Here is a 26142-nt window from a genome sequence, read left to right as displayed (position 1 = left end):
TCCACCGCTGCCTCACCGGGACCGAGACACCATGGTTTCGGGGCCGCAATAAGGCGCCCATACGAAAAGGGCGGCCCCGCGGGACCGCCCTCTCCTTCTATATCGGAAGCTACGCTTACGCGCCGGCCGGCGACGGATTGCCGAACGGTCCCGACGGACGCCGCGTCTTGGGGATGGAGGTGCCCGCGGTCGGCACCGTCCGCGTCTTCGGTCCCTGATCCTGGCGGCCGATATCCTCGCCCGCGATCAGGCGCTTGATCTCCTCGCCCGACAGCGTCTCATATTCCAGCAGCGCGCCCGCCAGCGTGTGCAGCTGGTCGCTGTGGTCGGTCAGCACCTGCTTGGCGCGGTGCAGCCCGCCTTCGACGATCGACTTGATCTCATCGTCGATCAGCTGCGCGGTCTGGTTGGACATGCGCACCGGCTGGCTGGACGAATAACCCAGGAAGCTTTCGCCCTCCGGCTGGGCATATTCGACCGGGCCGACCTTGTCCGACATGCCCCATTTGGTGACCATGTCGCGGGCAAGCCCCGTGGCGTACTGGATGTCGCCCGACGCACCCGACGATACCTTGTCATAGCCGAAGATGATCTCCTCGGCCACGCGCCCGCCCATCGCCACCGCCAGGTTCGCGTACATCTTGTCGCGGTGATAGCTGTAGCTGTCGCGTTCCGGCAGGCGCATCACCATGCCCAGCGCACGGCCGCGCGGAATGATCGTCGCCTTGTGGATCGGATCGGACGCCGGCTCGTGCAGCGCGACGATCGCATGGCCCGCCTCGTGATAGGCGGTCATCCGCTTCTCGTCCTCGGTCATCACCATCGAACGCCGCTCGGCGCCCATCATGACCTTGTCCTTGGCCTCCTCGAATTCGGCCATCGCGACCAGCCGCTTGCCCTTGCGCGCGCCCATCAGCGCGGCTTCGTTGACGAGGTTGGCAAGATCGGCGCCGGAGAAGCCCGGCGTGCCGCGCGCGATCGTGCGCGCATCGACGTCGGGTGCCAGCGGCACCTTCTTCATATGCACTTCCAGAATCTTGACGCGGCCCTCGATATCCGGGCGCGGCACCACCACCTGCCGGTCGAACCGGCCCGGGCGCAGCAGCGCGGGATCGAGCACGTCGGGGCGGTTGGTCGCCGCGACGATGATGATCCCTTCGTTCGCCTCGAAACCGTCCATCTCGACCAGCAGCTGGTTCAGCGTCTGCTCGCGCTCGTCGTTGCCGTTGCCCAGCCCCGCGCCGCGATGCCGGCCGACCGCGTCGATCTCGTCGATGAAGACGATGCACGGCGCGCTCTTCTTGGCCTGTTCGAACATGTCGCGCACTCGGCTGGCCCCGACGCCGACGAACATCTCGACGAAATCCGAACCGGAGATGGTGAAGAACGGCACGCCCGCCTCGCCCGCGATGGCGCGCGCCAGCAGCGTCTTGCCGGTGCCGGGCGACCCGACCAGCAGTGCGCCCTTCGGGATCTTACCGCCCAGCCGCGCGAACTTCGACGGGTCCTTCAGGAAATCGACGATCTCGGTCAGCTCGGCGCGCGCCTCGTCGATGCCCGCGACGTCGTCGAAGGTGACCTTGCCTTCCTTCTGCGTCAGCATTCGCGCGCGGCTCTTGCCAAAGCCCATCGCGCCGCCGGCGCCGCCGCCCTTCTGCATCTGACGCAGCACGAAGAAGGCGATGCCGATGAACAGCAGGAACGGCAGCGAATTATAGAGCATCAGCAGCCAGATCGACGGGCCTTCCTCGGGCTTGCCCGCCACTTCGACGCCGGACTTGCGCAGCCGGTCCATCAGGCCCGAATCCTGCACCGGATAGGTGCGGAACTTGTCGCCGCTGGAGAAGGTGCCGGAGATCATGTCGCGCGATACGTTGACGCTCTTGACCGTCCCCTCGTCCACCTTGTCGAGGAAGGTCGAATAGGCGATCGTGTTGCCCTGCGCGGTCGAATTGCCGCCGCCCAGCACCGTCACCACCAGCGCCAGCGACAACAGCACGCCGACCCAGATCAGCAGGCTTTTCATCCACGGATTGGGGCCACCGCCGCCATTCTCGCCATTGGGCTGCCGATCGTTGTCGTTCATGCGCTACCTTTCGTCATCCGCAATGTAGGGCGGCGAGGGTTAATGGCAATGGAACAACGTCGGTCAGACTGATCGACGCGGTGGAGCCACCGAAAACCGCCATCCTGCGGGCGCCGGGGACACTTTCACCCCGCCCTGCACCGCCCCGCGCCCGGCCTCCAGCGCGTCCAGCAGCGGCTCGACATTGGTCGAATCGTCGAATGCGGGCAGGACGATGGCGGCCGACTCGCGCACCGCGATGATCGCGCGGCGCACCAGCCGGCGGCGCAGCTCGCGCTCCTCCTGCGCCACCGCGAACGGACGGTCGGGGCCGCGCCAGCGTTCCTTCCACAGGCGCTCGGCCAGCCGCGCCAGCACCGCCTCCGCCTCCGCCAGCCACGCCGCCGATGCCGCCAGCCGTACCGGGTCCAGCGCCGGGGCGGCGGCCAGCAGCGCGCGCATCCGCGTCCGGTCGTGACGTGGGTCGTCGTTCGACGGATCGTCCACGAACGGCATCTGCGCTGCCTGCGCCACTTCGCGAAGCTGCGCCCGCCGCCAGCCGAGCAGCGGGCGCAACACCGCCACGCCGCCATCGAACCGCCACGGCCGGATCGCTGCCAGCCCCGACAGCCCGGCACCGCGGTTCAGCCGCATCAGCAGCGTCTCGGCCTGGTCGTCCCCGTGATGCGCGGTCAGCAACACCGCCGCACCCTCCGCGGCGGCCCAGTCCACCAGCGCGGCATAGCGTGCGACCCGCGCGCGCATCTGGATGCTGCTGCCCGCGATCGCATCAATTGGGGCCAATGTGCGGTGCGGTACCGCCAGCGCGGCACCGGCGCGCGCCACCATCGCCGCCTCGTCCGACGATCCGGCGCGCAGGCGATGGTCGAACGTCGCCGCCACGACCCGCCCCGGATGGGCGGCGGCGGCCAGTGCCAGCATCGCCATGCTGTCCGCCCCGCCCGATACCGCCAGCGCGATCCGCACCTGCGCGGGCGTCGTCGCGCCGTCGAACGCCGCCGCCGTCACGCGCGCCAGATCGTCGCGAAACCGCGCCACCGCCGCGTCGGGCGGCGGCACCGGGGTCATCTCACTTGCACTTGGCGGCGGTGCGCGCCTTGGCGACATCGGCCTTCATGCCGGCGGAGATCTTGTCGCCGTACACGTCGGTCAACTCGCCATAGACCTTGCACGCATCCGCCGGCTTGTTGAGCTTCATCAACGCGCTGCCCAGATAGAACAGGCTGTCGGGCGCGCGCTCGCCGTCCGGATACTTCTTGTAATTGTCGTAGAAGGCGATCGACGCCAGGCTCGGCTTCCCATCGTCCAGATAGGCGCGCCCCAGCAGGTTCTGTGCGAAGCTGGCGCGGCGGCTCTTGGGATAGTCGGCGACCATCTTCTTCAGCTGCGCCTGCGCCTCCGGATATTTCTTCGCCGACCACAGGCGATAGCCGTAGAGATAGGCATCCTCCGCCGCATCGCCGGTGTTGGGCTTCTCCACCCCGGCAACGGCAGCGGCCGGCGTCGGCGTGGACGCCGGGCGCGGTGCGGTCGGCACGCGCACGTCGCCGGTCGCGGCGACGTCGGCCGCCGGGACGGCACCGGACGCAGCGGGCGCGGCGGACAGCTTCGCATCGGTGGCGGTGCGATAGGCGGCGAACTGCTCCTCCAGCTGGCGCAGCTTGTGCTGCGTCATCTCGATCTGCCCGGTCATCGACGCCATCTGCTGTTCCAGCGAGGTGACGCGCGATGACAGATCGGCGACCGCGCTGCTGGCCGGCACGCCGACCGGCGAGGGCGTCGGGGTGGAGGGCGAAATCTGCGGTTCCACCATCTGCCCGGCGCCGTTCGGGAACACCTTGCGCTGCACCGCGCGCATCTCGCTCTCCAACCGGCCCACGCGCCCTTCCAGCGGCGCGCCCTGCTGCGCGCCGGCCGGCACGACCACACCCGTCGCCAGCATGGCGGCCATGCCCGCCCCGATCAGAAACCTGTTCATGCCCTCGATACCCCCGGCGTCGCTCATCCCGCGACCATAATCACCCCCGCGCGGCTGTCGCCAGCCTGAAGCAGGATATGTGCGGCTCAATCCGGCGTGTTCGTCGCCGTCGCGGCGGTCGGCGCCGGCGACTGGAAGGCCGCCGGCACGCCGCCCGTCGTTCCGGTCGCGCGCGCGGTCGGCCGCGCCGTCGGGGCCGCGGCCGGCGTCGCCGCGCCGCCGCCGCGCGCCGCCAGCGCCGCGGCGCTGATCCCGACGTCCTTGATCGCGCGCTTGCCGTCGCCCAGCGCCGGCACCTCGCGCCCGTCGACGGTGATCGACAGCTGGTCGGGACGGCCGACGTTGATCATCGGGCGGTCGGCGGTGGCGGGCACCTCGAACGTCTCGCCCTTCTTCTTGGTGCCCAGGAACAGCGTCTGGTTGTTGGCGTCGTAGACGCGCATCCAGACCTCGTCGCGCGCGGTCAGCACCACCTTGCCCGCGGGCGCGGCGGTGCTGGCGGCGGGGACCGGGCGGCTGGCGGCGACCGGGGTGGGCGACACGGCGGCGGCGGGCGCCTCCTGCGTGCCGCGCATCATGCCGGTGGACAGCCACAGCAGCCCCAGCACCAGTACCGCCAGCGCCAGCCCGGCGGCGACGATCACCACCCCGCGCGACGGCCCGCGCGCCGGATCGGCGATCTCCTCGATATGGTGCTGGCGGATCGGCATCGCGCCGCGCGCCAGTTCCCCGCGGATGTCGCGCCCGACGTCGGCCGGGTCCAGCCCGACCGCCCGGGCATAGGCGCGCGCGAAGCCGGAGGCATAGGTGGGCGAGGGCAGCAGATCGAGCCGGTCGTTCTCCAGCGCTTCCAGGAACCGCTGCGTCACGCGGGTCCGCGCGGCGACCTCCGCCACCGACAAGCCCTGCGCCTCGCGCGCGGCGCGCAGCCGGGCACCGACCGTGCCCGGCGCCGCTGCCGCCTGTGCGGGATGCTCACCATCGCTCATTATCGTCTCCGACCCCCGCGCCATCCCCGTTTGCTCGCGGAGAAAGCGTTCGTCTCCCAAAGCGTCCCGTGGGTGTCAACCGATCCCCGTCGTGCGTCCCGGCTCGCTTTGTCGCAAAGCCGCCCCGGCCACCCGCTTTTGCCCGCCCGCCCTACCGTCAGGCCAGCTCGACGCCGTGCGCCGCCGCCCAGCCGGCGAGCGCGCCGCGCATGTCGGCGGGCGGATGCACCAGCAATTCGCCCACGAAGCCGACCAAAGCGTCATGGTCCAGCGACCGGATCATCGCCTTGATCGGCCCCACCGCCGCCGGGGTGATCGACAACCGGTCGATCCCCAGCCCGATCAGCGCCATCGCCTCCAGCGGGCGCCCGCCCATCTCGCCGCACACCCCCAGCGGCACGCCCGCCGCGCGCGCCGGCTCCGCCACCGCCTTCAGGAAGCGCAGGATCGACGGCGACAGCCAGTCGTAGCGTTCCGCCAGCTTGGGGTTGGCGCGATCGGCGGCGAACAGGAACTGCGTCAGGTCGTTGGTGCCGATCGACAGGAAATCGACCTTGGGCAGCAGCAGATCGAGCTGGTAGGCGAGCGCCGGCACCTCCAGCATCGCACCATAGCGGATCTCCAGCGGCATCCGCTTTCCGCGCCCGGACAGGAACGCGCGCTGCGCTTCGAACAGGTCGCGCGCCTGGTCGAATTCCCACGCCTCCGACACCATCGGGAACATCACGTTCAGCGTGCGCCCCGCCGCCGCCTCCAGCAGCGCGCGCGCCTGCGCCTTCATCAACCCGTCGCGTTCCAGCGCCAGCCGCAGCGCGCGCCAGCCCATCGCCGGATTCTCCTCGTCCGCATCGACGCTGGTCAGGTACGGCAGCGCCTTGTCGCCGCCGATATCGACGGTGCGGAAGATCACCGGCCGCGGCCCCGCGGCGTCCAGCACCTCGCGGTACAACCGCTGCTGGCGCTCGCGCTGCGGCAGCGTGGCGGACACCAGGAACTGGAATTCGGTGCGGAACAGCCCGATCCCGTCCGCGCCGGTGACGTCCAGCGCCGCCACGTCGTCGCGCAGCCCGGCGTTGACCATCACGGTCACGCGGTGGCCGTCCTTCGTCTCCGGCGCGACGTCGCGCAGTGCGGCATAGGCGGCCTTGCGCTTCTGCCGCGCGATCAGCTTGGCGTCGAACGCCTCCTCCATCGCGGCGGAGGGACGCACGGTCAGCGTCGCCTCCGTCACGTCGAGCAGCAGCAGGTCGCCCTCCGCAATCAGCCGGCGCACGTCGCGCACGCGGCCCAGCACCGGCACCCCCATCGCGCGCGCCACGATCGTCACGTGCGCGGTCAGCGACCCTTCCTCCAGCACCACGCCCTTCAACCGGCGGCGGTCATATTCCAGCAGCTCCGCCGGCCCCAGGTTACGCGCGATCAGGATCGTGTCCTGGCGCAGGCCCAGCTGCGCGGCGGTGCCCATCTGCCCGCTGACGATGCGCAGCAGCCGGTTGGACAAATCCTCCAGGTCGTGCATCCGGTCGGCCAGCAGCGGATCGTCGATCTCGCGCATCCGCTGGCGGGTACGCTGCTGGACGCGCTCGATCGCGGCCTCGGCGGTCAGCCCGCTGTCGATCGCCTCGTTGATGCGCCGCGACCACCCTTCGTCATAGGCGAACATCTTGTACGTCTGGATGACTTCCTGATGCTCGTCGCCGACACCGAATTCCGCCTCGCGCGCGATGCGGTCGATCTGCTCGCGCATCTTGTCGAACGCGGCATAGACGCGGTGGCGTTCCGCCTCGGTATCCTCGGCGACGGTGTGCTCGATGTGGATGCGCGGCTGGTGGAACACCGCGCAGCCCGCGGCCATGCCGTCGACCAGCTTCTGCCCGGCGATGCGCGTGGGCGCGGTCGACTGCGGCCGGTCCTTCGGCCCGCCCTGGTCGATCAGCCCGGCATTGGCGATCAATTCCGACAGCACCATCGCCACCGTCTGCAACGCCTCGATCTCGACATCCTCGTACCGGCGCGGGTCGGCGTGCTGCACCGCCAGCACCCCCACCGCGCGCTCGCGCCGGATGATCGGGACGCCGGCGAAACTGTGGAACCGGTCCTCGCCCGTTTCCGGCTTGTACGCGAAATCGGGGTGGCTGGCCGCTTCGTCCAGGTTCAGCACCTCGCCGTTCGCCGCGATCGTGCCGACCAGCCCCTCACCCAGCGCCAGCTTGGTGACGTGCACCGCCTGCGGGTCCAGCCCGCGCGTCGCGTACAGTTCCAGCACGCCTTCGCGCAGCAGGTAGATCGAGCACACCTCGCTATCCAGCGCCTCGCCGATGATCTCCACCACCGAATTCAGCTTGGCCTGCGCGTTCGATCGCGCGGCCATCACGTCATGCAGGTTGACCAGGATCTCGCGGGCGGAACGGGCGGCTGACACGGGCATGGCCCACGGCTAACAGACGCAGGGCTTGGGTGCCACGCAGCATTTTCACCACGGCGCCGCGTTGCGTTCCGCCGCGGCGATGCCAACATGGCGCGGCGAACGAAAGGCGGGAAGGGACGGGAATGCGCGGGCAGGTTCTGGGGGTGGATGTTCGGACCGGGCACGGGCTGCTGGCGGGCGACGACGGGCGCCGCTACACCTTCCTGCCCGAGGATTGGGCGCCCGCCGGCGAACCCGCGGTCGGCCAGACGGTGGATTTTGAAACCAGCGACACCCGCGCGCTCAACGTCTTTCCGTTGCCGGCCGTCCCGACACCGGCGGTCGCGCCGGCGGCCCCCGCGCTGCCGGTCAGCGACCGCAACAAATATGTCGCGGCGGTGCTCGCCTTCTTCCTCGGCACCTTGGGCATCCATCGCTTTTACCTGGGCCGCAACGGATCGGGGGTGGCGATGCTGCTGCTCAGCCTGTCGATGCTCGGCCTGATCCTGACCGGGCCGTGGGCGCTGATCGACGCAATCCGCTACCTGATGATGTCCGACCAGGAATTCGCCGCGCGCTACGCCCGCTATCCGCGCTGACGCGCCGGCCGCCACTCACTCGACACGCACGTCGACGGTGAAGCGGCGGACATAGCCGTCCGACGTCGCATTCTGGAAGACCATGTGGTCCCGCCCGTGGAAATCGGCGGCGGGCGTGTAGAACACCTGCTTGCCCGGGACCGCCGTGCGGTCGCACGCGACACGCGGATTGGGCGGCAGGTAATTGGGGAAGGTCGGGGCATCGACGATGTCGAGTTGCCCGTGCTGCGGCGAATCGATCACGCGCGACGTGATCGTGCCGGATGGCGTGCAATCGGGATTGAGCAGCACCGCCGACCACAAGCGGATTTTCTGCCCGGCCATCGCTTCCTTGGAGAGCTTGATGGCCTGAACGCTTTTGGGCGGCGCCGATGGAAGACGCTGGACGACATAGGTCTGCGCGGTGGCACCCTGCGCCGCCATCACCAGCGAAACAACGGTCGCGATCGACTGAACAGCACGCATCGGCATCACCTCATGGTCGAGGCATGATCGATATCATCAATGGAATGAGGGCAATAATGGGATTGGCGAAGATTACCGATATTTCATCGGCCGTCATGAAATCTTCGTGATGCGATGAAGATCGGGACGGATCATTGCGACAGGCGGAGCAAATACAACACGTCCGGCACGCAACAGACAGGTTCGGCAGGGATACGAAACGCCTCGCTTATCGCATCCGCCGGATCACATTGCCTGCCCCGGTGCTGCTGATCCGCGGGCGGGCATTGCCCGGCGCGCGCCATGTCACGCGATTGCTGGCGCCGGTCACGCGGATCGCGGCATCGGCGGTCAGGTCGACGGTGACGATATTGCTCGCGCCCTCGATCACCAGCAGGCGGCACGGCCCCTCCACAGTGATGCGGTTGCTCGCGCCGGTGATGTGCGCCTCGCCATCCTCGCAGGTCATCGGCATTTCGGCCCCGGCACCCTCATGCACCGCCTGCGCCGCCGCCGTGCCGCCGGTCGCCAGCATTGCCGACGCGGCCAGGGCGCTCAGTCCGATTATCGCGCGCATGTCTCTCTCCCGTTCCTGATGCGGGTCAAAACGCGATGGCGGGGCAAGGGTTCACCCTTCGTCGCGCGGATCGAACAGCCCGTCCTGCGATCCCGCCGGCGGGTTCAGCCCCAGATGCTTCCACCCGCCCGCGTTCAACACGCGCCCGCGGGCGGTGCGGGCGACCAGCCCCAGCTGGATCAGATACGGCTCGATCACTTCCTCGATCGTGTCGCGCGGTTCCGACAGGCCGGCGGCAAGCGTCTCCACGCCGACCGGTCCGCCGCGATAGATGTCGGCGATCATCGTCAGGTAGCGGCGGTCCATCGCGTCCAGCCCCAGCCGGTCGACCTCCAGTCGGTCGAGCGCGCGGTCGGCGATCGGGGCGTCCACCACCTCGGCCCCCGCCACCGCCGCGAAGTCGCGCACCCGGCGCAGCAGCCGCCCGGCGATGCGCGGGGTGCCGCGCGAACGGCGCGCGATCTCGGTCGCGCCGTCGCGCGCGATCCCCATGTCCAGCAGCCCGGCGGCGCGCGTCACCACCCGCTCCAGTTCGTCGACGGTGTAGAATTGCAGCCGGATCGGGATACCGAAGCGGTCGCGCAGCGGCGTCGTCAGCAACCCCTGCCGCGTCGTAGCGCCGACCAGCGTGAAGCGCGGCAGGTCGATGCGCACGCTGCGCGCCGACGGCCCCTCGCCGATCATCAGGTCCAGCGCGCGATCCTCCATCGCGGGGTACAGCACTTCCTCGACCGCGGGCTGCAAGCGGTGGATCTCGTCGATGAACAGGACGTCGCCGTCCTCCAGATTGGTCAGCAGCGCCGCCAGATCGCCCGACTTGGCGATCACCGGGCCGGACGTCGCGCGAAAGCCGACGCCCATCTCGCGCGCGACGATCTGCGCCAGCGTGGTCTTGCCCAGCCCCGGCGGGCCGAAGAACAGCACATGGTCCAGCGCATCGCCGCGCGCGCGCGCCGCCTGGATGAACACGCGCAGGTTCTCGCGCGCGGCCTTCTGCCCGACGAATTCGTCCAGATGCCGGGGGCGCAGCGCCGCATCCACATCCTCCGGGCGGCGGGCGGGCGTAATCAGCCGGTCGGTATCGTCGTCGTCGGTCACGGTTCGTTCCGTAGCGCGCGCCGCGCCGCGATCAAACCCCCGCGCCGGCAATTTGATCGCCGGCTATTTGATCGCCGGCTATTTCGCCGCCTTGCGCAGCGCGAGGCGCACCAGCGCGTCCAGCGAGGCAACCGCGCCCAATTCCTCCTCCGCCGCGGCCACCGCGGCGGCCGCCTCGGGCGCGCGGAAGCCCAGGTTCAGCAGCGCCGACACCGCATCCGCGCCCGCGCCCGCCGGCACCACCTGCGCCGCCGCCGCCGCGCCGATCGCAACCCCGCCGACCTTGTCCTTCAACTCGCGCACGATCCGTTCGGCCAGCTTCGGGCCGACGCCGTTGGCGCGCGCGACCGTCGCCTTGTCCTGCGCCATCACCGCGCGCGCCAGGTCGTTCGGCTCCAGCGCCGACAGGATCGCCAGCGCCACCCGCGCGCCGACGCCCTGCACGCCGGTCAGCAGGCGGAACCAGTCGCGCTCGCCCGCGCTGGAAAAGCCGACCAGGCGGATGAAATCCTCCCCCACCAGCATTTCGGTGAACAGCGTCGCCGCCTCCCCCACCGGACCGATCGCCGCCAGCGTGCGGCTCGACGCGCCGACCAGATAGCCGACGCCGCCGACGTCGATCACCGCATGGTCGACACCCGTCGAATCGAGCCGGCCCTTCAGATGCGCGATCATATGTCCGTCCTTACCCGCCGCATCATGCCCTGCGCGCTCGCCACGTGATGCGCATGGCAGATCGCGACCGCCAGCGCATCCGCCGCGTCCGGCCCGGCCAGCTTCGCGCCCGGCAGCAGCACCGCCATCATCGCCTGGATCTGCCGCTTCTCCGCGCCGCCCGTGCCGACCACCGCCTTCTTGACGGTGGAGGGATGATATTCGCCGACCGCCAGCCCCGCCGACGCCGACGCCAGCAGGACGACCCCGCGCGCCTGCCCCAGTTTCAGCGTCGACTGCGCATTGGTGTTGCCCAGCACCTCCTCCACCGCCGCGCCATCGGGCCGCTCGGCCCGAATCACGTCGACCAGTGCGCCGTACAGATTCGCCAGCCGGCGCGGCAGCGGCGCGGACGGATCGGTGCGGATCTGCCCGTTGGCGACATGGCTGAGGCGATTGCCCTCGGCGCGGATCACCCCCCAGCCGGTGGTGCCAAGCCCGGGATCAAGGCCGAGGATCAACATGAGGGCGGCGCGCGACGCGCCGGCCGCGTGGGAAAGAAGGGATGTTCGCGCAGAGGCGCAGAGACGCAGAGGGTATCCGTTCGCAGCGCGTATCGCGCTTCAGCGCAGCGGCTGCGCCATGCCTTGCCGGTAAGAAAGCCACGTCGCGGCATGAACGACCTCTTTGCGCCTCGGCGTCTCTGCGCGAACAAACCACGGGACGTTTTCGCCTGTCGCGACGCTGCGTGGGGCATCTCACCCCAACCCCTCCCCTGAAGGGGAGGGGCTTTTGACGTCACCCCCGCTTCGCCATCACCCCAGCTTCGCCATCACCTCGTCGGCCACTTCGTAATTGCCCCACACGGTCTGGACGTCGTCGTCGTCGTCCAGCGCGTCGATCAGCTTGAACAGCGTCGCGGCGTCGTCCTCCGCCACGTCGACCATCGTCTGCGGACGCCATGCCAGCTTCGCGCCCTCGGCCTCGCCCAGCACGGGCTCCAGCGCCTTGGCGACTTCGTGCAGCGCGCCCTGCTCGGTCCAGATCTCGTGGCCGTCCTCGCTGGAGGTGACGTCCTCGGCGCCCGCTTCCAGCGCCGCCTCGAACACCTTCTCGGCATCGCCCGCGCTCGCCGGATAGGTGATGAGGCCCATGCGGTCGAACCCGTGGCTGACCGAACCGGACGCGCCCAGGTTGCCGCCGTTCTTCGACACCGCGGTGCGCACGTTGGTGGCGGTGCGGTTGCGATTGTCGGTCAGCGCCTCGATGATCAGCGACACGCCGCCGGGGCCGAACCCTTCGTAGCGGATTTCCTCGTAGCTTTCCGCATCCCCGCGCGACGCCTTGTCGATCGACCGCTGGATATTGTCCTTGGGCATCGACTGCGCCTTGGCCGCGGCGATCGCGGCGCGCAGGCGCGGGTTCATGTCGGGATCGGGCAGGCCCATCTTGGCCGCGACGGTGATTTCGCGCGACAGCTTGGAAAACATGCTCGAGCGCTTCTTATCCTGCGCGCCCTTGCGGTGCATGATGTTCTTGAATTTCGAATGGCCTGCCATGACTGCCTCTACCGGGGAATCCGGCGGCTTTATCGCGGGGCGGCGCGGGATGCCAGAGCCGGGGCGCGCGATGCCAAAACCGCGCTTGCCCCGACTCCCCGCGATCGGGCAAAGGCGGCGGCACAATGACAGTCAGCGTGGACATGGGCACCGATACGTCGGGCGCGCCCGTGACGATGGATCTCGAAGAACTGCTCGCCACCCGTCTGCTCGTCCAGGGCAATTCCGGGTCCGGCAAGTCGCACCTGCTGCGCCGCCTGCTCGAAAGGTCCGCCGGGCAGGTGCAACAGGTGGTGATCGACCCGGAGGGCGATTTCGTCACGCTGTCCGACCGCTACGGCCATGTCGTGATCGAGGGCGCGGACTATGCCGAGTGCGAGATCGCGCGCATCGCCGCCCGTCTGCGCGAACATCGCGCCAGCGTGGTGCTGAGCCTGGAGGGGCTGGAGGCGGAGGGGCAGATGCGCTGCGCCGCCGGCTTCCTCAACGCGCTGTTCGATGCGCCGCGCGAACATTGGTATCCCGCGCTGGTGGTGGTGGACGAAGCGCAATTGTTCGCCCCCACCACCGGCGGGGAAGTGGCGGAGGAGGTGCGCCGCGCGTCGCTGTCGGCGATGACCAACTTGATGTGCCGCGGGCGCAAGCGCGGGCTGGCCGGCGTCATCGCGACCCAGCGGCTGGCCAAGCTGGCGAAGAACGTCGCGGCGGAGGCGTCCAACTTCCTGATGGGGCGCACCTTCCTCGACATCGACATGGCCCGCGCCGCCGACCTGCTGGGGATGGAACGGCGGCAGGCGGACGTGATCCGCGACCTGGCGCGCGGCACCTTCCTGGCGCTCGGCCCCGCGGTGTCGCGCCGCCCGATCACCGTCAGGATCGGCGCGGTGGAAACGCAGGCGCGCAGCGGCAGTCCCAAGCTGGTGCCGCTGCCCAGCGCCGATGCGGTCGACGTGCAGGCGCTGCTCGACATGACGCCGGAGGCGGCGCCGACGCTGCCGATGACGTTCGATCCGCGCCCGCGCCGCGTTCCCGAACAGGAACTGATCGCCGACATCGCCACCCCCGCAGCGCCGGCCGTCCCCGCCCCGACGCTGCCCGAACGGTCGGATGCCGAGGTGGAGGCGGTCTATGCCGACGTGCTGCGCGCGATCGTCGAGGATGACGAGGCGGGCGGGCGCCCCGCCGCGGTGCTGTTCCAGGATTTCCAGGTCCGCTGCCGCATGGCCGGCATCGCCCGCCCCGCGCTCGATCTGCCAGCGTTCAGCCGCCGGCTGTCGTGCGCCCGCGCCGGCATCTTCGATCCTCATGCCGACGAATGGTCGGGCGCGCTCGCGCTGGCGCAGGGGCTGCCCGACGACATGCTCGGCGCGTTCCTGCTGGTCGCCAAGGCCGCGCGCGACAACGAACCCTGCCCCTCCGACGAGGCGATCGCCGCGACCTACGGCACCAGCTCGATCGGGCGGGTGCGGCGGCTGATCGGCTATATCGAAAGCCGCGACCTGTTCGTGACCCGCACCGACATGGCCGGCAAACGCTCGATCACCATCCCGCACCTGGGCTGGACCACCGCCGCGGCCGAAGCGGCGGCGTAACCGTCCTCCCGGCGAAGGCTGGGATCCTTGCGCCCCCGTCATGCCGGACTTGTTCCGGCATCCACGCTTCCGCGAACGCAAAATCCGATACTCTTGCGGCACCATGGACCCCGGCTTTCGCCGGGGTGACGGGCGTAAGCGGTAGGCAAACCGACGATTGCAGAGGTCTTGCGAAGGACGGGATTTTCCTGCGTCCCGACGGTTAAAGGCCCCAGCCTGCGCTGGCGCGACGCGTTCCGCGCCCTTACCGCAGGCTTTTCGCAAACCCCTCGGGGTCCGCCGCGTCGGGTACCCAGCGGGTACCGTCGCGGTCGAACTCCATGTCGATCTGCCCGCTCGCACGGTCGATGCGGACCAGGCATTTCTTCCAGCCCTCGCCCCCCGCCACCACGGTCGCATCGCGAAGTTCCTGGAACAGCGTCAGCGCGCGGAACCCGTCCGGGGTCGCCGCTTCCCATTCGTCCCCCCAATAGACATAGCCGAACAGCCGCGTCCGCTCGGCGACCTGCGCCACCACCACGATCCGTTCCCACGGGCGCGCCGCGAATTTCGATCCGCGCACGATCTCGCTGCCGATCTCCTGCACCAGTTCGTCGGCGCGCCGCTGGTCGAAGGCCGTCTGCGTCATCACCACACCCATATCACTTGCGATCACCGGCCGTCACCGCGCCAGCCGCGCGCTCATCTCGGCGGCGGGCACGCGATCGAACACCTGCCCGGCAGCATTGGCGAACAGTTCCTGATTGTCAAAGACGCGGCGCCCCGCATCGTTGAACACCTCGTAACTGACGCCGACCTGGTCCGGGCGCCCCGCCTTCCCGCCGATCAGTTCGACGTTGACCTTCACCGTCCCGCCGTGGCCGATCCAGTCGGCCCATTCGTTCTCCAGCTTCTTGTAGGCGGAACGGTTGAAGTTGAAATTCTGCGGGAACATGTTGCGCGTTCCCTGATCGCCCAGGAAGCGGTGGCCGATGACATGGCCGGCATCGTCGTCCGCCTTCCCGCGCCCGCGCACGCTGTCCTGCGCGTCCAGTTCCGCCTTACCGCGCGGCGTCCCCGCCGGCTGAAGCTCGCGCAGCGTCGCGGTGACGCGCGTCGGCTCGCCCGCGGCGTTCAGCGTCCATTCGGCGGAATTGGCGCCGATCTTCGCGCTGTGGACGCCCGCCCGCGCCGTCGCCTGCGTGCCGCCGGCGAAGAAATCATCCAGCTGACGCCGCGTCGCCATTATCGAATCCCGCGCACCGGCAGGCAGCTTGGCGAGCGCGCCATCGGGGATCGCGTTGATCGCATCGCGCACCTTTTCCAGTGCCGGCGCCAGCGTGCTGCGCAACGCCGGATTGTGCGCGATCGCAGCGACCGAATCGCTGACGGTCTGCGCCCATTTGCCGACCTTGCCCAGCTTGGCGAGATCGCCGACGCCGACCGCGATGCCCAGCGCGGAGATGCCGGCATTGCCCAGATGGCCGCCCGCCCCGCCCCAATCGCCCGAAATGGCCGAGCCGATCGACCGCCCGACCGACACAACCGCATTCGTCCCGTCCGAGATCGGCGTCGGATCGACGATGCCGGTGATGTCCAGCGCCATCTGGCCCAGGTCCAGCCCCAGTTGCACCGGATCCGGCCCGGCCACCCCGGCCGGCGCTGCCGCCCCCGGCGCCGGGCCATTGTCGTTGCCGGCATCCAGCGCGCGCGCCAGTTCGCCGCGCTCCACCGCGGTCAGCCGCGCCTCGACCTGCGTCCGTAGCGCGCCCGCGCGCTGCGGATCGCCCTGCGCCAGCGTCGTCAGCCGGGTGGCGAGCGCGGCAGCATCGAACGTGCCGCCGGCGCGCGCCTGTGTGGTCAGCGCCGCAGCGTCATCGCCGGAGGGCGCGGCGCCGCCGGCGGCATGTCCTGACAGGGCATTGAGGGCGACCATGGCTTCATCCCGGACGACATGTACCGGGCGCCTTGAAGCAGATCGTGGTCGGCGGGCCGATAGTCGGAACGACTATCCCGGCCGGCGTGGCGTTACTTGACGTCCAGCGCGCGGCTCAGCGTGGCGGTCGGTTTGACCAGGCTGTCGTAGACGAAGCTGGCGCCCAGCCCGGCCGCGGCCAGTCCGGCCAGCCCCATGATCGCATATTGGAACGCGGACGAGAACGCGCGCGACCGCTCGACGCGGCGCGCCATCCGCGCCTCGTGCATCATCCGCGTCTCGGCGCGGCGTTCCTGCGCCTGATGCTCGTCGGTCTTGACCGGGCGGGAGGCGTGGCGCGGTTCGTCGATCAGCGCCTTGATCGAGATGCGGTCCTGCGTCTGGACGCCGAAGAAGCGCCCCTTGCCCCAGCGCACGCGCCCGACCAGCACGATCGTGCCGCGGCGCACCTCGATATAGGCGCCCGGTTCCGGCGGGGTGTCGCACCCGGCCATGAACCCGCGCGACGATACGTTGTGGATGACCACGTCGACCCACGACGCGCCCAGCCGCATCCGCGACGGGATGAGGACGGTGATCCGCTCCTCACGGGGCCGAAAGCCCGCCTGCATCTTCGCCAGCACGATCGTGCTTCCCCGGTTACGTCATCCAGCATCCCGGATGCGTTAAAATCGAGAAGATGGGGTTAACGGACGGTCGAAGCGCGCCTTTGCAAACCTTTGTGATCGCCGCTGCGCAGGGGAGCCGCGCCGCGTCGGCGGCACCCCCGCACACGCGCGTCAGATCATGCCCAGCGCCTGCATGTACACTTCCAGGATGGACTGTTCCTCCTGATATTCCTCGCGCTTCTTCTTGCGGATCTGCAGGATCTTGCGGATCGCCTTGGCGTCGTAGCCGCGGCTCTTGGCCTCCGCCATGACGTCCTTGATATCGTCGGCGATACCCTTCTTTTCTTCCTCAAGCCGCTCGGCGCGCTCGATCAGCAGCCGCAGTTCGTCGGCCGCCACATGCCCGCCGCCCATGCCTTCGCCACGTTCTTCCGCCATGTGCCTTCGTCCCCAAATGCCGGACGCCGCCCGCGCCGGGCGCGAATCGCGCTTGCGGCGGACGGCGTCATGAAACCCCGATTGTCCGGTGCGGCGGCGCGTCTATCGTCCCGCGCCGCCGCGCTCAAGCCTTACGCGGCAGGTCGTTTGGCCACCACCCCGCGATGCATGACGAAATCGACATGCTCCAGCCGCGTCACGTCCTCCAGCGGGGAGCCGGACACCGCGATGATGTCGGCGCGCTTGCCCGGCGCCAGCAGCCCCAGGTCGTCGCGACCCAGCAGGTCGGCGGCATCCACCGTGGCGCTGCGGATCGCCTGCGCGGGCGTCATGCCCAGGTCGATCAGCTGCGCGAATTCGGTGGCGTTGCCCCCATGCTTCGACACGCCGGTGTCGGTGCCGAACGCGAACTTCACCCCCGCCGCGAAGGCACGCTTGTGGCTGGCGTGCATCGCGGCGGCGGCGGCCTCCGCCTTGGGGATGGTGGCCGGGGGCAGCGCGCCGGACCGCGCCTGCGCCAGCGCGGCGATCGGCGCGATCTCGGTCGGCACCAGCCAGGCGCCCTTGGCCTTGAACAGCCGGATCGTGTCGTCGTCCAGATAGCTGGCGTGCTCGACCGAATCGACCCCGGCCTCCAGCGCGGCGCGCGTACCTTCGGCGGCATGGCTGTGCGCGGTCGCCTTGCGCCCCAGCGCATGCGCGGTCTCGACGATCGCGCGCATCTCCTCGGGGGTCATCGCTCGGCCCAGCCCGCCGGCGACGTTCGACAGCACGCCGCCGGTCGCCGCGAACTTGATGACCTGCGCGCCCAGCCCAACCTGCCGGCGCACCGCGCGGCGGCATTCGTCCGCCCCGTCGCACACGTTCATCTGGTGCGCGTGGACCGCATCGGCCCATTCCTCCGCCAGCCCGTTGGTGCCGTCGCCATGCCCGCCGCTGACCGAAATCATCTGCCCGGCGTTGACGATGCTCGGCCCCGCAACGTCGCCGCGCTCGATCGCGTCGCGCAGCGCGCGGATGCCGCGCGCGTCGCCGCCCAGGTCGCGCACGGTGGTGAAGCCCGCCTCCAGCGTCTTTCGCGCATTGGCGACGCTGGTCATCATGTCGTCGGCATCGTCGGTGGTCATCCGCGCCAGCCGCTCGCGCAGCGGATCGCCGCCGATCCCCCACAGATGGACGTGCATGTCGATCATGCCCGGCATCACGAACCGGCGCGACAGGTCGACCAGCGTGGCGCCCGCCGGCGGCGCGACGAAGCCGTCGCGGATTTCCGCTACCACGCCGTCACGCACCACGATCGTGCTGTTGCCGCGCGGCGGCTGGCCCGGCCGGTCCAGCAGCGCGCCGGCGTGGATATAGGCCACCGTCGCCGGTGCGGCCGCGGCAGGCGCCGCCGCGGGTTGCGCGACGGCGGGTGCGGCCATGGCCAGCACCATGGCGGTAGCGATCGTCTTCAGCATCGTCCCCGTAACTCCCTGTTATCCGCGGGACGCTAGGCTCAAGGGGACCGGCGACGCAACCGCCTCAGGCGTTCTTCTTCACGCTTTCGGCCATCCGCGCCAGTTGCTCCGGGGTCGCCTCGCCCTGATGCGCGTCCTTCCACGCGGCATAGGGCATGCCGTAGATCGCCTCGCGCGCGGTGTCGCGGTCCAGCCCCGCCGCCTCGCCGATCCAGTCCGACAGGCAGTTGCGGCAGAACCCCGCCAGCCCCATCAGGTCGACGTTCTGCGCATCGCTGCGGTGGCGCAGATGGCGCACCAGCCGGCGGAACGCCGCCGCCGCCGCCGCATCGTCAATCGTGTCGAGCCTGTCCATCATGGGCCTCCGGGAGGTTGAACTGTTCGCGGTAACGGGTAGAGGCGGCGCGGCAAAGCAGGAAGCGGCATGACCCTCGATCCCCAGAACGCCCGTCCCACCGATAAAGAAACGGTGCTCCCGCGCTCGCGCAAGGTCCGCGTGCTCGCCACGCTCGGCCCGGCCAGCGACACGCCGGAGATGATCGCCACCTTGTTCCAGGCGGGGGCCGACGCCTTCCGCATCAACATGAGCCATGGCGATCAGGAATCGAAGAAGGCGGTCATCGCCGCGATCCGCTCGCTGGAGGAACGCTTCAACCGCCCCTCCACCATCCTCGCCGACCTTCAGGGGCCGAAGCTGCGCGTCGGCAAGTTCGCCGACGGGCGCGTCACGTTGGTCACCGGCAGCACCTTCACGCTCGACCACGATACGACGCCGGGCGACGCGACCCGCGTGCGCCTGCCGCATCGCGAGATCTTCGCCGCGATCGAGCCGGGCGCGCGGCTGCTGCTGGACGACGGCAAGCTCGTCCTGCGCGTCACCGATCATGACGCCGACCGCATCGTCACCACCGTCGAGGTCGGCGGCCCGCTGAGCGACAACAAGGGGCTGAACGTCCCCGATGTCGTCGTGCCGATGGCGGCGCTGACCGAAAAGGACCGCTCCGACCTCGCCTTCGCGGTCGACCAGGGGGTGGACTGGATCGCGCTGTCGTTCGTCCAGCGGCCCGAGGATCTGGCCGAGGCGCGCAAGCTGATCGAGGGGCGCGCCGCGCTGCTCGCCAAGATCGAGAAGCCCGCCGCGATCGAGCGCCTCGATGAGATCGTCGAGCTGTGCGACGGCGTGATGGTCGCGCGCGGCGACCTGGGCGTCGAACTGCCGCCGCAGTCGGTGCCGCCGCTGCAGAAGCGGATCGTGGAAACCGCGCGGCGGATGGGCCGCCCGGTGGTCGTCGCGACCCAGATGCTCGAATCGATGATCGTCTCGCCCTCGCCGACCCGCGCGGAGGTGTCCGACGTCGCCACCGCCATCTACGACGGCGCGGATGCGATCATGCTGTCGGCGGAAAGCGCCGCGGGCCAGTGGCCGATCGAATCGGTCGCGATGATGAACGCGATCGGCGATGCGGTGGAACGCGACCCGATGCACGGCGACCGCGTGCATTTCACCGTCACGCGCCCCGATCCCACCACCGCCGACGCGCTGGCCGAGGCGGCGAAGAACATCGCGGAGACGGTGTCGGCGTCGGCGATCATCTGCTTCACCACCTCCGGTTCGACCGCGCGGCGCATCTCGCGCGAGCGGCCGGGCGTGCCGATCCTGGTGCTGACCCCCAGCAAGGATACCGCGCGCCGCCTGGGGCTGTTGTGGGGCACCCACAACGTCAACACCCGCGACGTCGAATCCTTCGAGGAGATGGTCGCCAAGGCCAAACGGATCGCGCTGCGCCAGGGGATCGCCAAGGCCGGCGACAGCGTCATCGTCATGGCCGGCGTGCCGTTCCGCACCCCAGGCTCCACCAACGTGCTGCATGTCGTGCGGATCGTGGGTGACGAATTGAAGGACTATCGCGGCCCCGACGCGCGCTAACGCCGCGCGCTGAACGCCGCCCGCTTATCGGGTAACGCGGTGGCGGGTGGAACGCCGGCCGCCGCTGCGCTTTCTCCGCCCATGACCGGCAGGGTTAGGCGAAAGGCGGGGCTGGCCGCCGCGGCGGCGCTCGCCGCAACCCGGCGCACGCCCGACGATCGCTGCGCGCTGTGCGACCGCCCGCTGGGCGCACGGGTCGAATGGCATCACGTCGTCCCACGCGGCGAAGGCGGGACCGACACCGTACCGCTCCACCCGATCTGCCACCGCGCGATCCACGCCGCCGCCGACAATGCGACGCTCGCGCGTGCCGGGGCGCTCGCGGCGATCCGCGACCGGCCGGACATCGCGCGCTTCCTGCGCTGGATCGCCGACAAGCCCGCCGACTTCCACGCCGCCACCCGCCGCGCCCGCCGGGAATAGCCCGTGCCCACCCTCATCACGACGTCGCCCTGTCCGTGACCGTTTTGCGGCACCCCCGCCGCATCGCCGCCACAAACCCGCACTTCCGTTCATCCGGACGACAGGAAGCGTGACAGTTCCGCAACACTCCCCGCAAAGCTGCGATTTTGTGTGCAGGTGCGAGCAACCAAGCGCGCGCCCCGCGGTTCAGCCAGTCCCAGTCCCGGCGGCCGCCGTTGCGGCCCAGTCACCGGGCAACACAGAAGTTTGAGGAAGCGTATGCGTAAGCTCGTTCTCGCGGCCGTTGCCGCGTCTGCCGCGTTCGTGGCGACCCCGTCGCTGGCGCAGGACACCTATTCCACGACGGCGGCTCCTGCCCCCGCCGCCGACACGGCGACCGCGCCCGACGGCACCCGCGCCTTCGGCATCGAGCCGTATTTCGGCGTGCGCGGCGGCTGGGAAGAATTCTCGAAGGACAGCGTGCCGGGCGCACCGATCGGCGACAAGCTGAACGGTTCGCTGGTCGAGGGGCTGGTCGGGGTCAACGTGCCGCTGGGTCCGGTGTTCATCGGTGCCGAGGGCAATGTGGCCAAGGGCGTGTCGGGCGACATCGACTGGCAGTATGGCGCCGCCGGCCGCTTCGGCTTCCGCGCCGGTGAGAGCGGCATGATCTACGGCAAGGTCGGCTATCAGTGGGTTAACTTCGACAAGCGCGTCGACACCACCCGCGATTTCCACGACGTCACCTACGGCATCGGCTTCGAAGTCGGTCCGAAGGAGATCGGCCTGGGCGGCATCACCGGCAATTCGGGCATCCGCCTGCGCGGTGAAGTGTCGACCTTCGGCTGGACCAACAGCTTCCGTCCGACGCTGGGCGTGATCGCCCACTTCTGATCTGACGAGCTTCCGGTCGCCAAGGGAGCACCAGGCGACCGGTCCGCACCAGTTGTGTTCCGTGCGGAAGGGAAGGGGCGGCGCCGAATGGCCCGCCCCTTTTCCGTGTCCGGCGTCCGCGATCCCGTCACGCGGGCGGCAGCCACTCCTCCAGGATCGCATTGACCGCCTCGGGCGCTTCCTGCTGCACCCAGTGCGATACGCCGGGCAGCCGCCGGATCGTCAGGTCGGCGACGTATTGCTCCGTGCCCTCCAGCGTCTCCACCCCCAGCGCGGTGTCTTCCTCGCCCCACACGATTAGCGTCGGCACCTCGACGCGACCGCCGTTCGAGAGCGCCATGCGATCGCGATGGCGCACCGCGGCACGATACCAGTTGACCATCGCGGTAATCGCGCCGGGGCGCTGCGCCGCGCGGGCGTAGACGTCCAGCACCGCGTCGGGGAAGCGCGACTTGTCCACCGCCATGCCGCGGAACGCGCGGCGGATCGCGGCGGCATCGCCGCTCAGCAGCATTCGTTCGGGCAACCAAGGCAATTGGAAGAACGCCATGTACCAGCTTCGCCGCCGCTGCGGCCAGTGCCCCAGTGCGCGCTGGAAACAGCGCGGGTGCGGCAGGTTCATCACCACCAGCCGCTCGACCGGGCGGATGCGGTTGATCGCGAACATCCACGCGATCGCCCCGCCCCAGTCGTGCGCCACCAGGGTCAGCTTCTTCGCCCCGCTGGCGTCGAACAGCGCCGCGGCATCGGCGACGATCCGGTCCGCGCTGTAGTCGGCAACCTCGGGCGGGCGGGACGATGCGCCATAGCCGCGCTGGTTGGGCGCCCAGACGCGATAGCCCTTGGCCGCCAGCAGCGGGATCTGGTGGCGCCAGCTGTAGTGAAGTTCGGGAAAGCCATGCAGGCACAGCGCCAGATGATCGCCCTCGCCCGCCTGCGCGACTTCGAACGTCAGCCCGTTGGCCGCGACCTGCGCGATGTCGATGCCGCTCCCCGGATCGGGTGTCCAGCTCGGCCCGGACGCGTCCGGCGGTATCATCCGATGGCCTTCCGGCTGAGCTGCACCAGCGGCGCCACCGACGAATAATTCGGCACGTCGCCCTGCACCTCCGCGTTGCGCGGCAGGCCGATCGCCTGCTGGAACGCCTCCATCGACGCGAACTCCACCTGCGCGATCGCCGCGAACGCCGGGTCGCCCGTCAGCCCGGCCACCGCCAGATGCACGGTCACGCCCGTCACCGCATCCCCCCACACGTCGCGGCACAAGGGGATATGCGTGCCGGTGAAATAGTCCGCGTCGAACCGCGCATCGGCGGCATAGGGGTAGGCGATCGACAGCGTGACCATGTCCTCATCCTCCATTCGGGGCGCGGGCGTCCTGCGACACCCCTTCGCCGGCCCGATTCGCGGGTCTCGGCGAAAAGCATAACTTCCGTTATGTGCGGATCACAAGGGCGCGCTCACGCCAGCCGCAGCGAATCCACCAGCAATTCGGCCGCGACCGACGGCGGCGGCGTCAGCCCGCCTTCGGTCCACGCCAGCAGGAACCCGCTGACCGCGCCCGACAATATCCCGACCGTCAATCGCGCGACATGCCCGTCGCCCGCGCGCGCCAGCACGTCGCGCATCGTCGCCAGCCCGGCCACCTGCTCACGGAACAGCGTGACGGCATTGGCGCCCGCCGACCCGTCCAGCAAGGCGCGGTACAGCCGCGGCTGCGACGCGATCCGTTCCAGCGCGAAACGCGATGTCGCGACATGCGCGTCGCGTATCGGGGTCCGCGCCTGCACCAGCCGCTCGGCCAGCGCGTGCTGCTCGACCAGGTCCGCTCGCAGCCGGTCGACCAGCAGCGCGTCGACGCCGGTGTAATGGCGGTAGAAGGTCGGACGGCCGACGCCCGCCTCCTGCGCGACCATGCTGACCCCGATCGCCGAATATTCCATGCGCTCCGCCAGCCGGCCCAGCGCCGCATGCAACGCGGCGCGCGTCCTGCGCTGCCGCTCGTCCAGCCTGTCATGCGGTCCATCGGTCGCCATGGCGCTGCATACGCCCGCCGCCCGCCGCCCGCAAATCGACGGCAAAGATAAGATACACTTGTTCCATAACTCTTGTCATGGTAGCGCCCGGTGAACGGGAAGCCCCCAGAGGCCCTCGACACATGGGAGAGGAAAAGCGATGTCGATGAACAAATGGCGTATTCTGGTGTCCGTGGCCCCGATCGCGCTGGCCTGCCCGGCCTATGCCCAGGCACCCGCCACCGATTCGTCGGCCCCCGCACCGGCCGCCCAGCAGGGTAGCGGCGGGCTGGAAGACATCGTCGTCACCGCGCAGCGCCGCGCCGAGAACATCCAGGACGTGCCGATCGCGATCACCGCCGCCGATGCGGATACGCTGGCAACCGCACGGGTCGACAACGTCGCCAACATCCAGGCGATCAGCCCCAGCATCAGCTTCCGCGCGACGAACATCGCCACCTCGTCGGCCAATGTCATCATCCGCGGGCTGGGCACCACCGGCAACAGCCGCAGCTTCGAAGGATCGGTCGGCGTCTTCATCGACGGCGTCTATCGCAGCCGCGCCGCCTCCGCGCTTCAGAACTTCCTCGACATCGACAACCTCCAGGTGCTACGCGGTCCGCAGGGAACGCTGTTCGGCAAGAACACCACCGCCGGCGCGCTGCTGCTGACCTCCACCAAGCCCAGCCTCGACCGGACCGAGGGGCTGGTCGACCTCAGCTACGCCAATTACCAGACGGTGCTGGCCCGCGCGGCGGTGTCGGTACCGCTCAGCGACACGCTGTCGTTCCGAATCGCCGGCCTGGCGGGCAAGCGCGACGGATTCTACAAGGATGCTACGACCGGCCGCTCGCTCAACAACGACGCCAGCCAGGCGGTCAAGGGCCAGTTGCTGTTCGAACCGAGCGCGGACCTGACGATCCGCCTCATCGGCGACTATGCGCACAGCTCCGGCGACTGCTGCTATGCGACCAGCGACTATATCAACGGCCCGACGCAGCCGCTGATCGATGCGCTGACGCTCGCCAACGGCCGCCGCGTGCCGTCGCGCCGTCTGGAAGACTTCCAGGCCTCGCTCAGCGCGCGCAGCCTTCAGTCGATCGAGGATTACGGCGGGACGGCATTGGTCAACATCGGCGTGGGCAACGGCGAGATCCGCTCGGTCACCGCGCTGCGCCGTTTCACCCTGCAGCAGACCGATGCCGATGCCGACTTCTCCGGTGCCGACGTACTCAGCCTTGACGAAGGGTTCCGCAGCAAGTTCTTCTCGCAGGAGCTGACCTACAACGGCAAGATCGAGGCGCTGAACGCCGACCTGGTCGTCGGCGGCTTCTTCTCGGACGAGCGGCTCAACATGGACCGCAACCTTTATTGGGGCACACAGGCGCAGACCTATTGGGACGCGGTGCTCGCCGGCGCGGGCATTCCGCCGGGCACGGTGTCCGCCACGAACAGTCGTATCGCCATCGAGTTCATGAACGGACGTTCGAAATCCTACGCCGGGTTCGCGCACCTCGATGCGCGGCTGAGTGATCAGTTCAGCGTGATCGGCGGCATCCGCTATTCGGTGGAGGAGAAACAGGGCGCGTTCCGCTACGGCTTCTACGATCCGCGTCCCAATGCGGTGTTCCGCGTGCTGGGCGTCTCGCCCGGTCCCGCTTACGACCGCTCGACCACCGACAAGGCGTTCAGCGGGACCGTCGGGCTTCAATACCGTCCGGTCGACGACGTGATGCTGTACGCCACGTACAATCGCGGCTTCAAGGCGGGCGGCGTCAACATCGACTCCAACGGCGGCGGGCTGGTCGCCAACAATCCGGCCGAACGGCCGGGTGCGGTGCCAGCCAATCCGGTGTATCGCCCGGAAACCGTCAACGCCTATGAAATCGGCGGCAAGTTCGAATATCTCGATCGCCGCGCGCGTACCAACATCTCGTTCTTCTATTACGACATTTCGGACGTGCAGGTGGCGCAGTTCGTGGGCCTGCGCTTCACCGTGCTCAACGCGCGCTCGGCGACCGATTACGGCGTGGAGATCGAGAACCTGTTCCAGCTGACGCCCGCGCTGACGCTGGGGCTGGACGGCACCTGGCTGCCGCACGCGCAATACGGCGCCGATCCGACGATCGACGCCGTGCTGTCCAATTCGCGGTTCCGCTTCGCGCCGAAGTTCCAGGGCAATGCGACGCTCAACCTCGACCAGCCGCTCACCGACGAGGTCAACCTGACCGCGCGCGTGCAATACCAGTATAGCGGCAGCCAGCTCATCAACACCGCCTCGCTGGCGGAACGCGGCGCGGTGCACCTGCTCAACGCCAACCTGGGGCTGAAGCTACGTTCGGGGCTGACCGTGGAGGCGTTCGGGCAGAATCTGACCAACGAAATTTACCCCACCCAGGCGTTCAACACCCCGATCCAGACCGGGGACCAGAACGCCTATCTCGCCCCGCCGCGCACCTACGGCCTGCGCGTCCGGGCGTCGTTCTGACCGGAGGGCGAG

General features: G+C 69.5%; 26 protein-coding genes. 6 read left to right on the top strand and 20 right to left on the bottom strand.

Annotated elements, in window-relative coordinates:
- Positions 1–115 precede the first annotated feature (115 nt).
- The 5 genes from ftsH to ptsP form a co-directional block, all read right to left on the bottom strand.
- Positions 116–2086, bottom strand: a complete 1971-nt coding sequence (gene ftsH / locus COA07_RS09465; protein WP_066712725.1) for an ATP-dependent zinc metalloprotease FtsH — start codon at positions 2084–2086, stop codon at positions 116–118.
- A 63-nt stretch (positions 2087–2149) separates the two neighbouring features.
- Positions 2150–3154: a tRNA lysidine(34) synthetase TilS gene (tilS, locus tag COA07_RS09460; protein ID WP_083956994.1), complete on the bottom strand. Its 1005-nt coding sequence runs from the start codon at positions 3152–3154 to the stop codon at positions 2150–2152.
- Position 3155: 1 nt separating this feature from the next.
- On the bottom strand, positions 3156–4091 hold the full coding sequence (locus tag COA07_RS09455; protein ID WP_373853934.1) for a tetratricopeptide repeat protein: 936 nt from the start codon (positions 4089–4091) through the stop codon (positions 3156–3158).
- A gap of 59 nt (positions 4092–4150) precedes the next feature.
- Positions 4151–5053, bottom strand: coding sequence for a helix-turn-helix domain-containing protein (locus tag COA07_RS09450; RefSeq protein ID WP_096640855.1), 903 nt, complete (start codon positions 5051–5053; stop codon positions 4151–4153).
- A gap of 157 nt (positions 5054–5210) precedes the next feature.
- Positions 5211–7481, bottom strand: coding sequence for a phosphoenolpyruvate--protein phosphotransferase (gene ptsP / locus COA07_RS09445; protein WP_066711989.1), 2271 nt, complete (start codon positions 7479–7481; stop codon positions 5211–5213).
- Between the two features lie 122 nt (positions 7482–7603).
- Between ptsP and COA07_RS09440 the strand changes: the two genes are divergently transcribed.
- Positions 7604–8059, top strand: a complete 456-nt coding sequence (locus COA07_RS09440) for a TM2 domain-containing protein (RefSeq protein WP_066711991.1) — start codon at positions 7604–7606, stop codon at positions 8057–8059.
- 15 nt (positions 8060–8074) lie between these two features.
- Here COA07_RS09440 and COA07_RS09435 read toward each other — a convergent pair whose 3' ends face one another.
- From COA07_RS09435 to COA07_RS09410, 6 genes are all read right to left on the bottom strand, one after another.
- Positions 8075–8524 carry a hypothetical protein gene (locus COA07_RS09435; protein WP_141396499.1) on the bottom strand — a complete coding sequence of 150 codons (450 nt, stop codon included), beginning with the start codon at positions 8522–8524 and terminating at the stop codon, positions 8075–8077.
- Between the two features lie 208 nt (positions 8525–8732).
- Positions 8733–9080, bottom strand: coding sequence for a DUF3060 domain-containing protein (locus tag COA07_RS09430; protein WP_066711995.1), 348 nt, complete (start codon positions 9078–9080; stop codon positions 8733–8735).
- A 51-nt stretch (positions 9081–9131) separates the two neighbouring features.
- On the bottom strand, positions 9132–10178 hold the full coding sequence (gene ruvB / locus COA07_RS09425) for a Holliday junction branch migration DNA helicase RuvB (protein ID WP_066711997.1): 1047 nt from the start codon (positions 10176–10178) through the stop codon (positions 9132–9134).
- A gap of 78 nt (positions 10179–10256) precedes the next feature.
- A complete protein-coding gene (gene ruvA, locus COA07_RS09420) occupies positions 10257–10853 on the bottom strand; it encodes a Holliday junction branch migration protein RuvA (RefSeq protein ID WP_096640853.1) in 597 nt (198 codons plus the stop codon).
- Positions 10850–11356, bottom strand: a complete 507-nt coding sequence (gene ruvC, locus COA07_RS09415; RefSeq protein ID WP_066711617.1) for a crossover junction endodeoxyribonuclease RuvC — start codon at positions 11354–11356, stop codon at positions 10850–10852. Before ruvC ends, ruvA begins: the two co-directional genes overlap by 4 nt.
- Before the next feature lie 291 nt (positions 11357–11647).
- A complete protein-coding gene (locus COA07_RS09410) occupies positions 11648–12391 on the bottom strand; it encodes a YebC/PmpR family DNA-binding transcriptional regulator (protein ID WP_066711618.1) in 744 nt (247 codons plus the stop codon).
- A 125-nt stretch (positions 12392–12516) separates the two neighbouring features.
- On the opposite strand from COA07_RS09410, the gene COA07_RS09405 reads away from it, so the two are divergent.
- Positions 12517–13983, top strand: a complete 1467-nt coding sequence (locus tag COA07_RS09405; RefSeq protein WP_066711619.1) for an ATP-binding protein — start codon at positions 12517–12519, stop codon at positions 13981–13983.
- Between the two features lie 244 nt (positions 13984–14227).
- On the opposite strand, the gene COA07_RS09400 is transcribed toward COA07_RS09405, so the two are convergent.
- The 6 genes from COA07_RS09400 to COA07_RS09375 form a co-directional block, all read right to left on the bottom strand.
- Complete coding sequence (locus tag COA07_RS09400) at positions 14228–14611, bottom strand: hypothetical protein (RefSeq protein ID WP_141396498.1); 384 nt, start codon at positions 14609–14611, stop codon at positions 14228–14230.
- Between the two features lie 33 nt (positions 14612–14644).
- The gene (locus COA07_RS09395) at positions 14645–15898 is read right to left on the bottom strand and encodes a DNA/RNA non-specific endonuclease (RefSeq protein WP_066711621.1); all 1254 of its coding nucleotides are present in this window, start codon (positions 15896–15898) and stop codon (positions 14645–14647) included.
- Between the two features lie 92 nt (positions 15899–15990).
- Entirely contained in the window at positions 15991–16521 is a 531-nt protein-coding gene (locus tag COA07_RS09390; RefSeq protein WP_066711622.1) for a PilZ domain-containing protein, read from the bottom strand.
- A gap of 156 nt (positions 16522–16677) precedes the next feature.
- Entirely contained in the window at positions 16678–16944 is a 267-nt protein-coding gene (locus COA07_RS09385) for a DUF2312 domain-containing protein (RefSeq protein WP_066484246.1), read from the bottom strand.
- A gap of 131 nt (positions 16945–17075) precedes the next feature.
- Positions 17076–18404, bottom strand: coding sequence for a metal-dependent hydrolase family protein (locus tag COA07_RS09380; RefSeq protein WP_096640851.1), 1329 nt, complete (start codon positions 18402–18404; stop codon positions 17076–17078).
- 64 nt (positions 18405–18468) lie between these two features.
- A complete protein-coding gene (locus tag COA07_RS09375) occupies positions 18469–18759 on the bottom strand; it encodes a DUF1244 domain-containing protein (RefSeq protein ID WP_066711336.1) in 291 nt (96 codons plus the stop codon).
- A 69-nt stretch (positions 18760–18828) separates the two neighbouring features.
- On the opposite strand from COA07_RS09375, the gene pyk reads away from it, so the two are divergent.
- From pyk to COA07_RS09360, 3 genes are all read left to right on the top strand, one after another.
- Entirely contained in the window at positions 18829–20331 is a 1503-nt protein-coding gene (gene pyk, locus COA07_RS09370; RefSeq protein WP_066711329.1) for a pyruvate kinase, read from the top strand.
- 81 nt (positions 20332–20412) lie between these two features.
- Positions 20413–20754, top strand: coding sequence for an HNH endonuclease (locus COA07_RS09365; protein WP_245842089.1), 342 nt, complete (start codon positions 20413–20415; stop codon positions 20752–20754).
- Between the two features lie 258 nt (positions 20755–21012).
- Positions 21013–21627 carry an opacity protein gene (locus COA07_RS09360; protein ID WP_066711330.1) on the top strand — a complete coding sequence of 205 codons (615 nt, stop codon included), beginning with the start codon at positions 21013–21015 and terminating at the stop codon, positions 21625–21627.
- A 127-nt stretch (positions 21628–21754) separates the two neighbouring features.
- Here COA07_RS09360 and COA07_RS09355 read toward each other — a convergent pair whose 3' ends face one another.
- The 3 genes from COA07_RS09355 to COA07_RS09345 all read right to left on the bottom strand — a co-directional run bounded on the left by COA07_RS09355 (position 21755) and on the right by COA07_RS09345 (position 23663).
- A complete protein-coding gene (locus tag COA07_RS09355; RefSeq protein WP_066711331.1) occupies positions 21755–22666 on the bottom strand; it encodes an alpha/beta fold hydrolase in 912 nt (303 codons plus the stop codon).
- On the bottom strand, positions 22663–22974 hold the full coding sequence (locus COA07_RS09350) for an EthD family reductase (protein ID WP_169803535.1): 312 nt from the start codon (positions 22972–22974) through the stop codon (positions 22663–22665). Before COA07_RS09350 ends, COA07_RS09355 begins: the two co-directional genes overlap by 4 nt.
- A 113-nt stretch (positions 22975–23087) precedes the next feature.
- Positions 23088–23663 (bottom strand): TetR/AcrR family transcriptional regulator, encoded by a 576-nt coding sequence (locus COA07_RS09345; RefSeq protein WP_066711333.1) that lies wholly within the window; start codon positions 23661–23663, stop codon positions 23088–23090.
- 139 nt (positions 23664–23802) lie between these two features.
- Here COA07_RS09345 and COA07_RS09340 point away from each other — a divergent pair, with 139 nt between their 5' ends.
- Complete coding sequence (locus COA07_RS09340) at positions 23803–26130, top strand: TonB-dependent receptor (protein WP_245842088.1); 2328 nt, start codon at positions 23803–23805, stop codon at positions 26128–26130.
- The last annotated feature ends 12 nt before the right edge of the window (positions 26131–26142 follow it).

It is taken from the genome of Sphingomonas adhaesiva, assembly GCF_002374855.1.
GTDB classification, from domain to species: domain Bacteria; phylum Pseudomonadota; class Alphaproteobacteria; order Sphingomonadales; family Sphingomonadaceae; genus Sphingomonas; species Sphingomonas adhaesiva.
The sequence above is the reverse complement of the archived record's forward strand: the minus strand, read 5'-3'. Positions and strand labels throughout refer to the sequence as shown.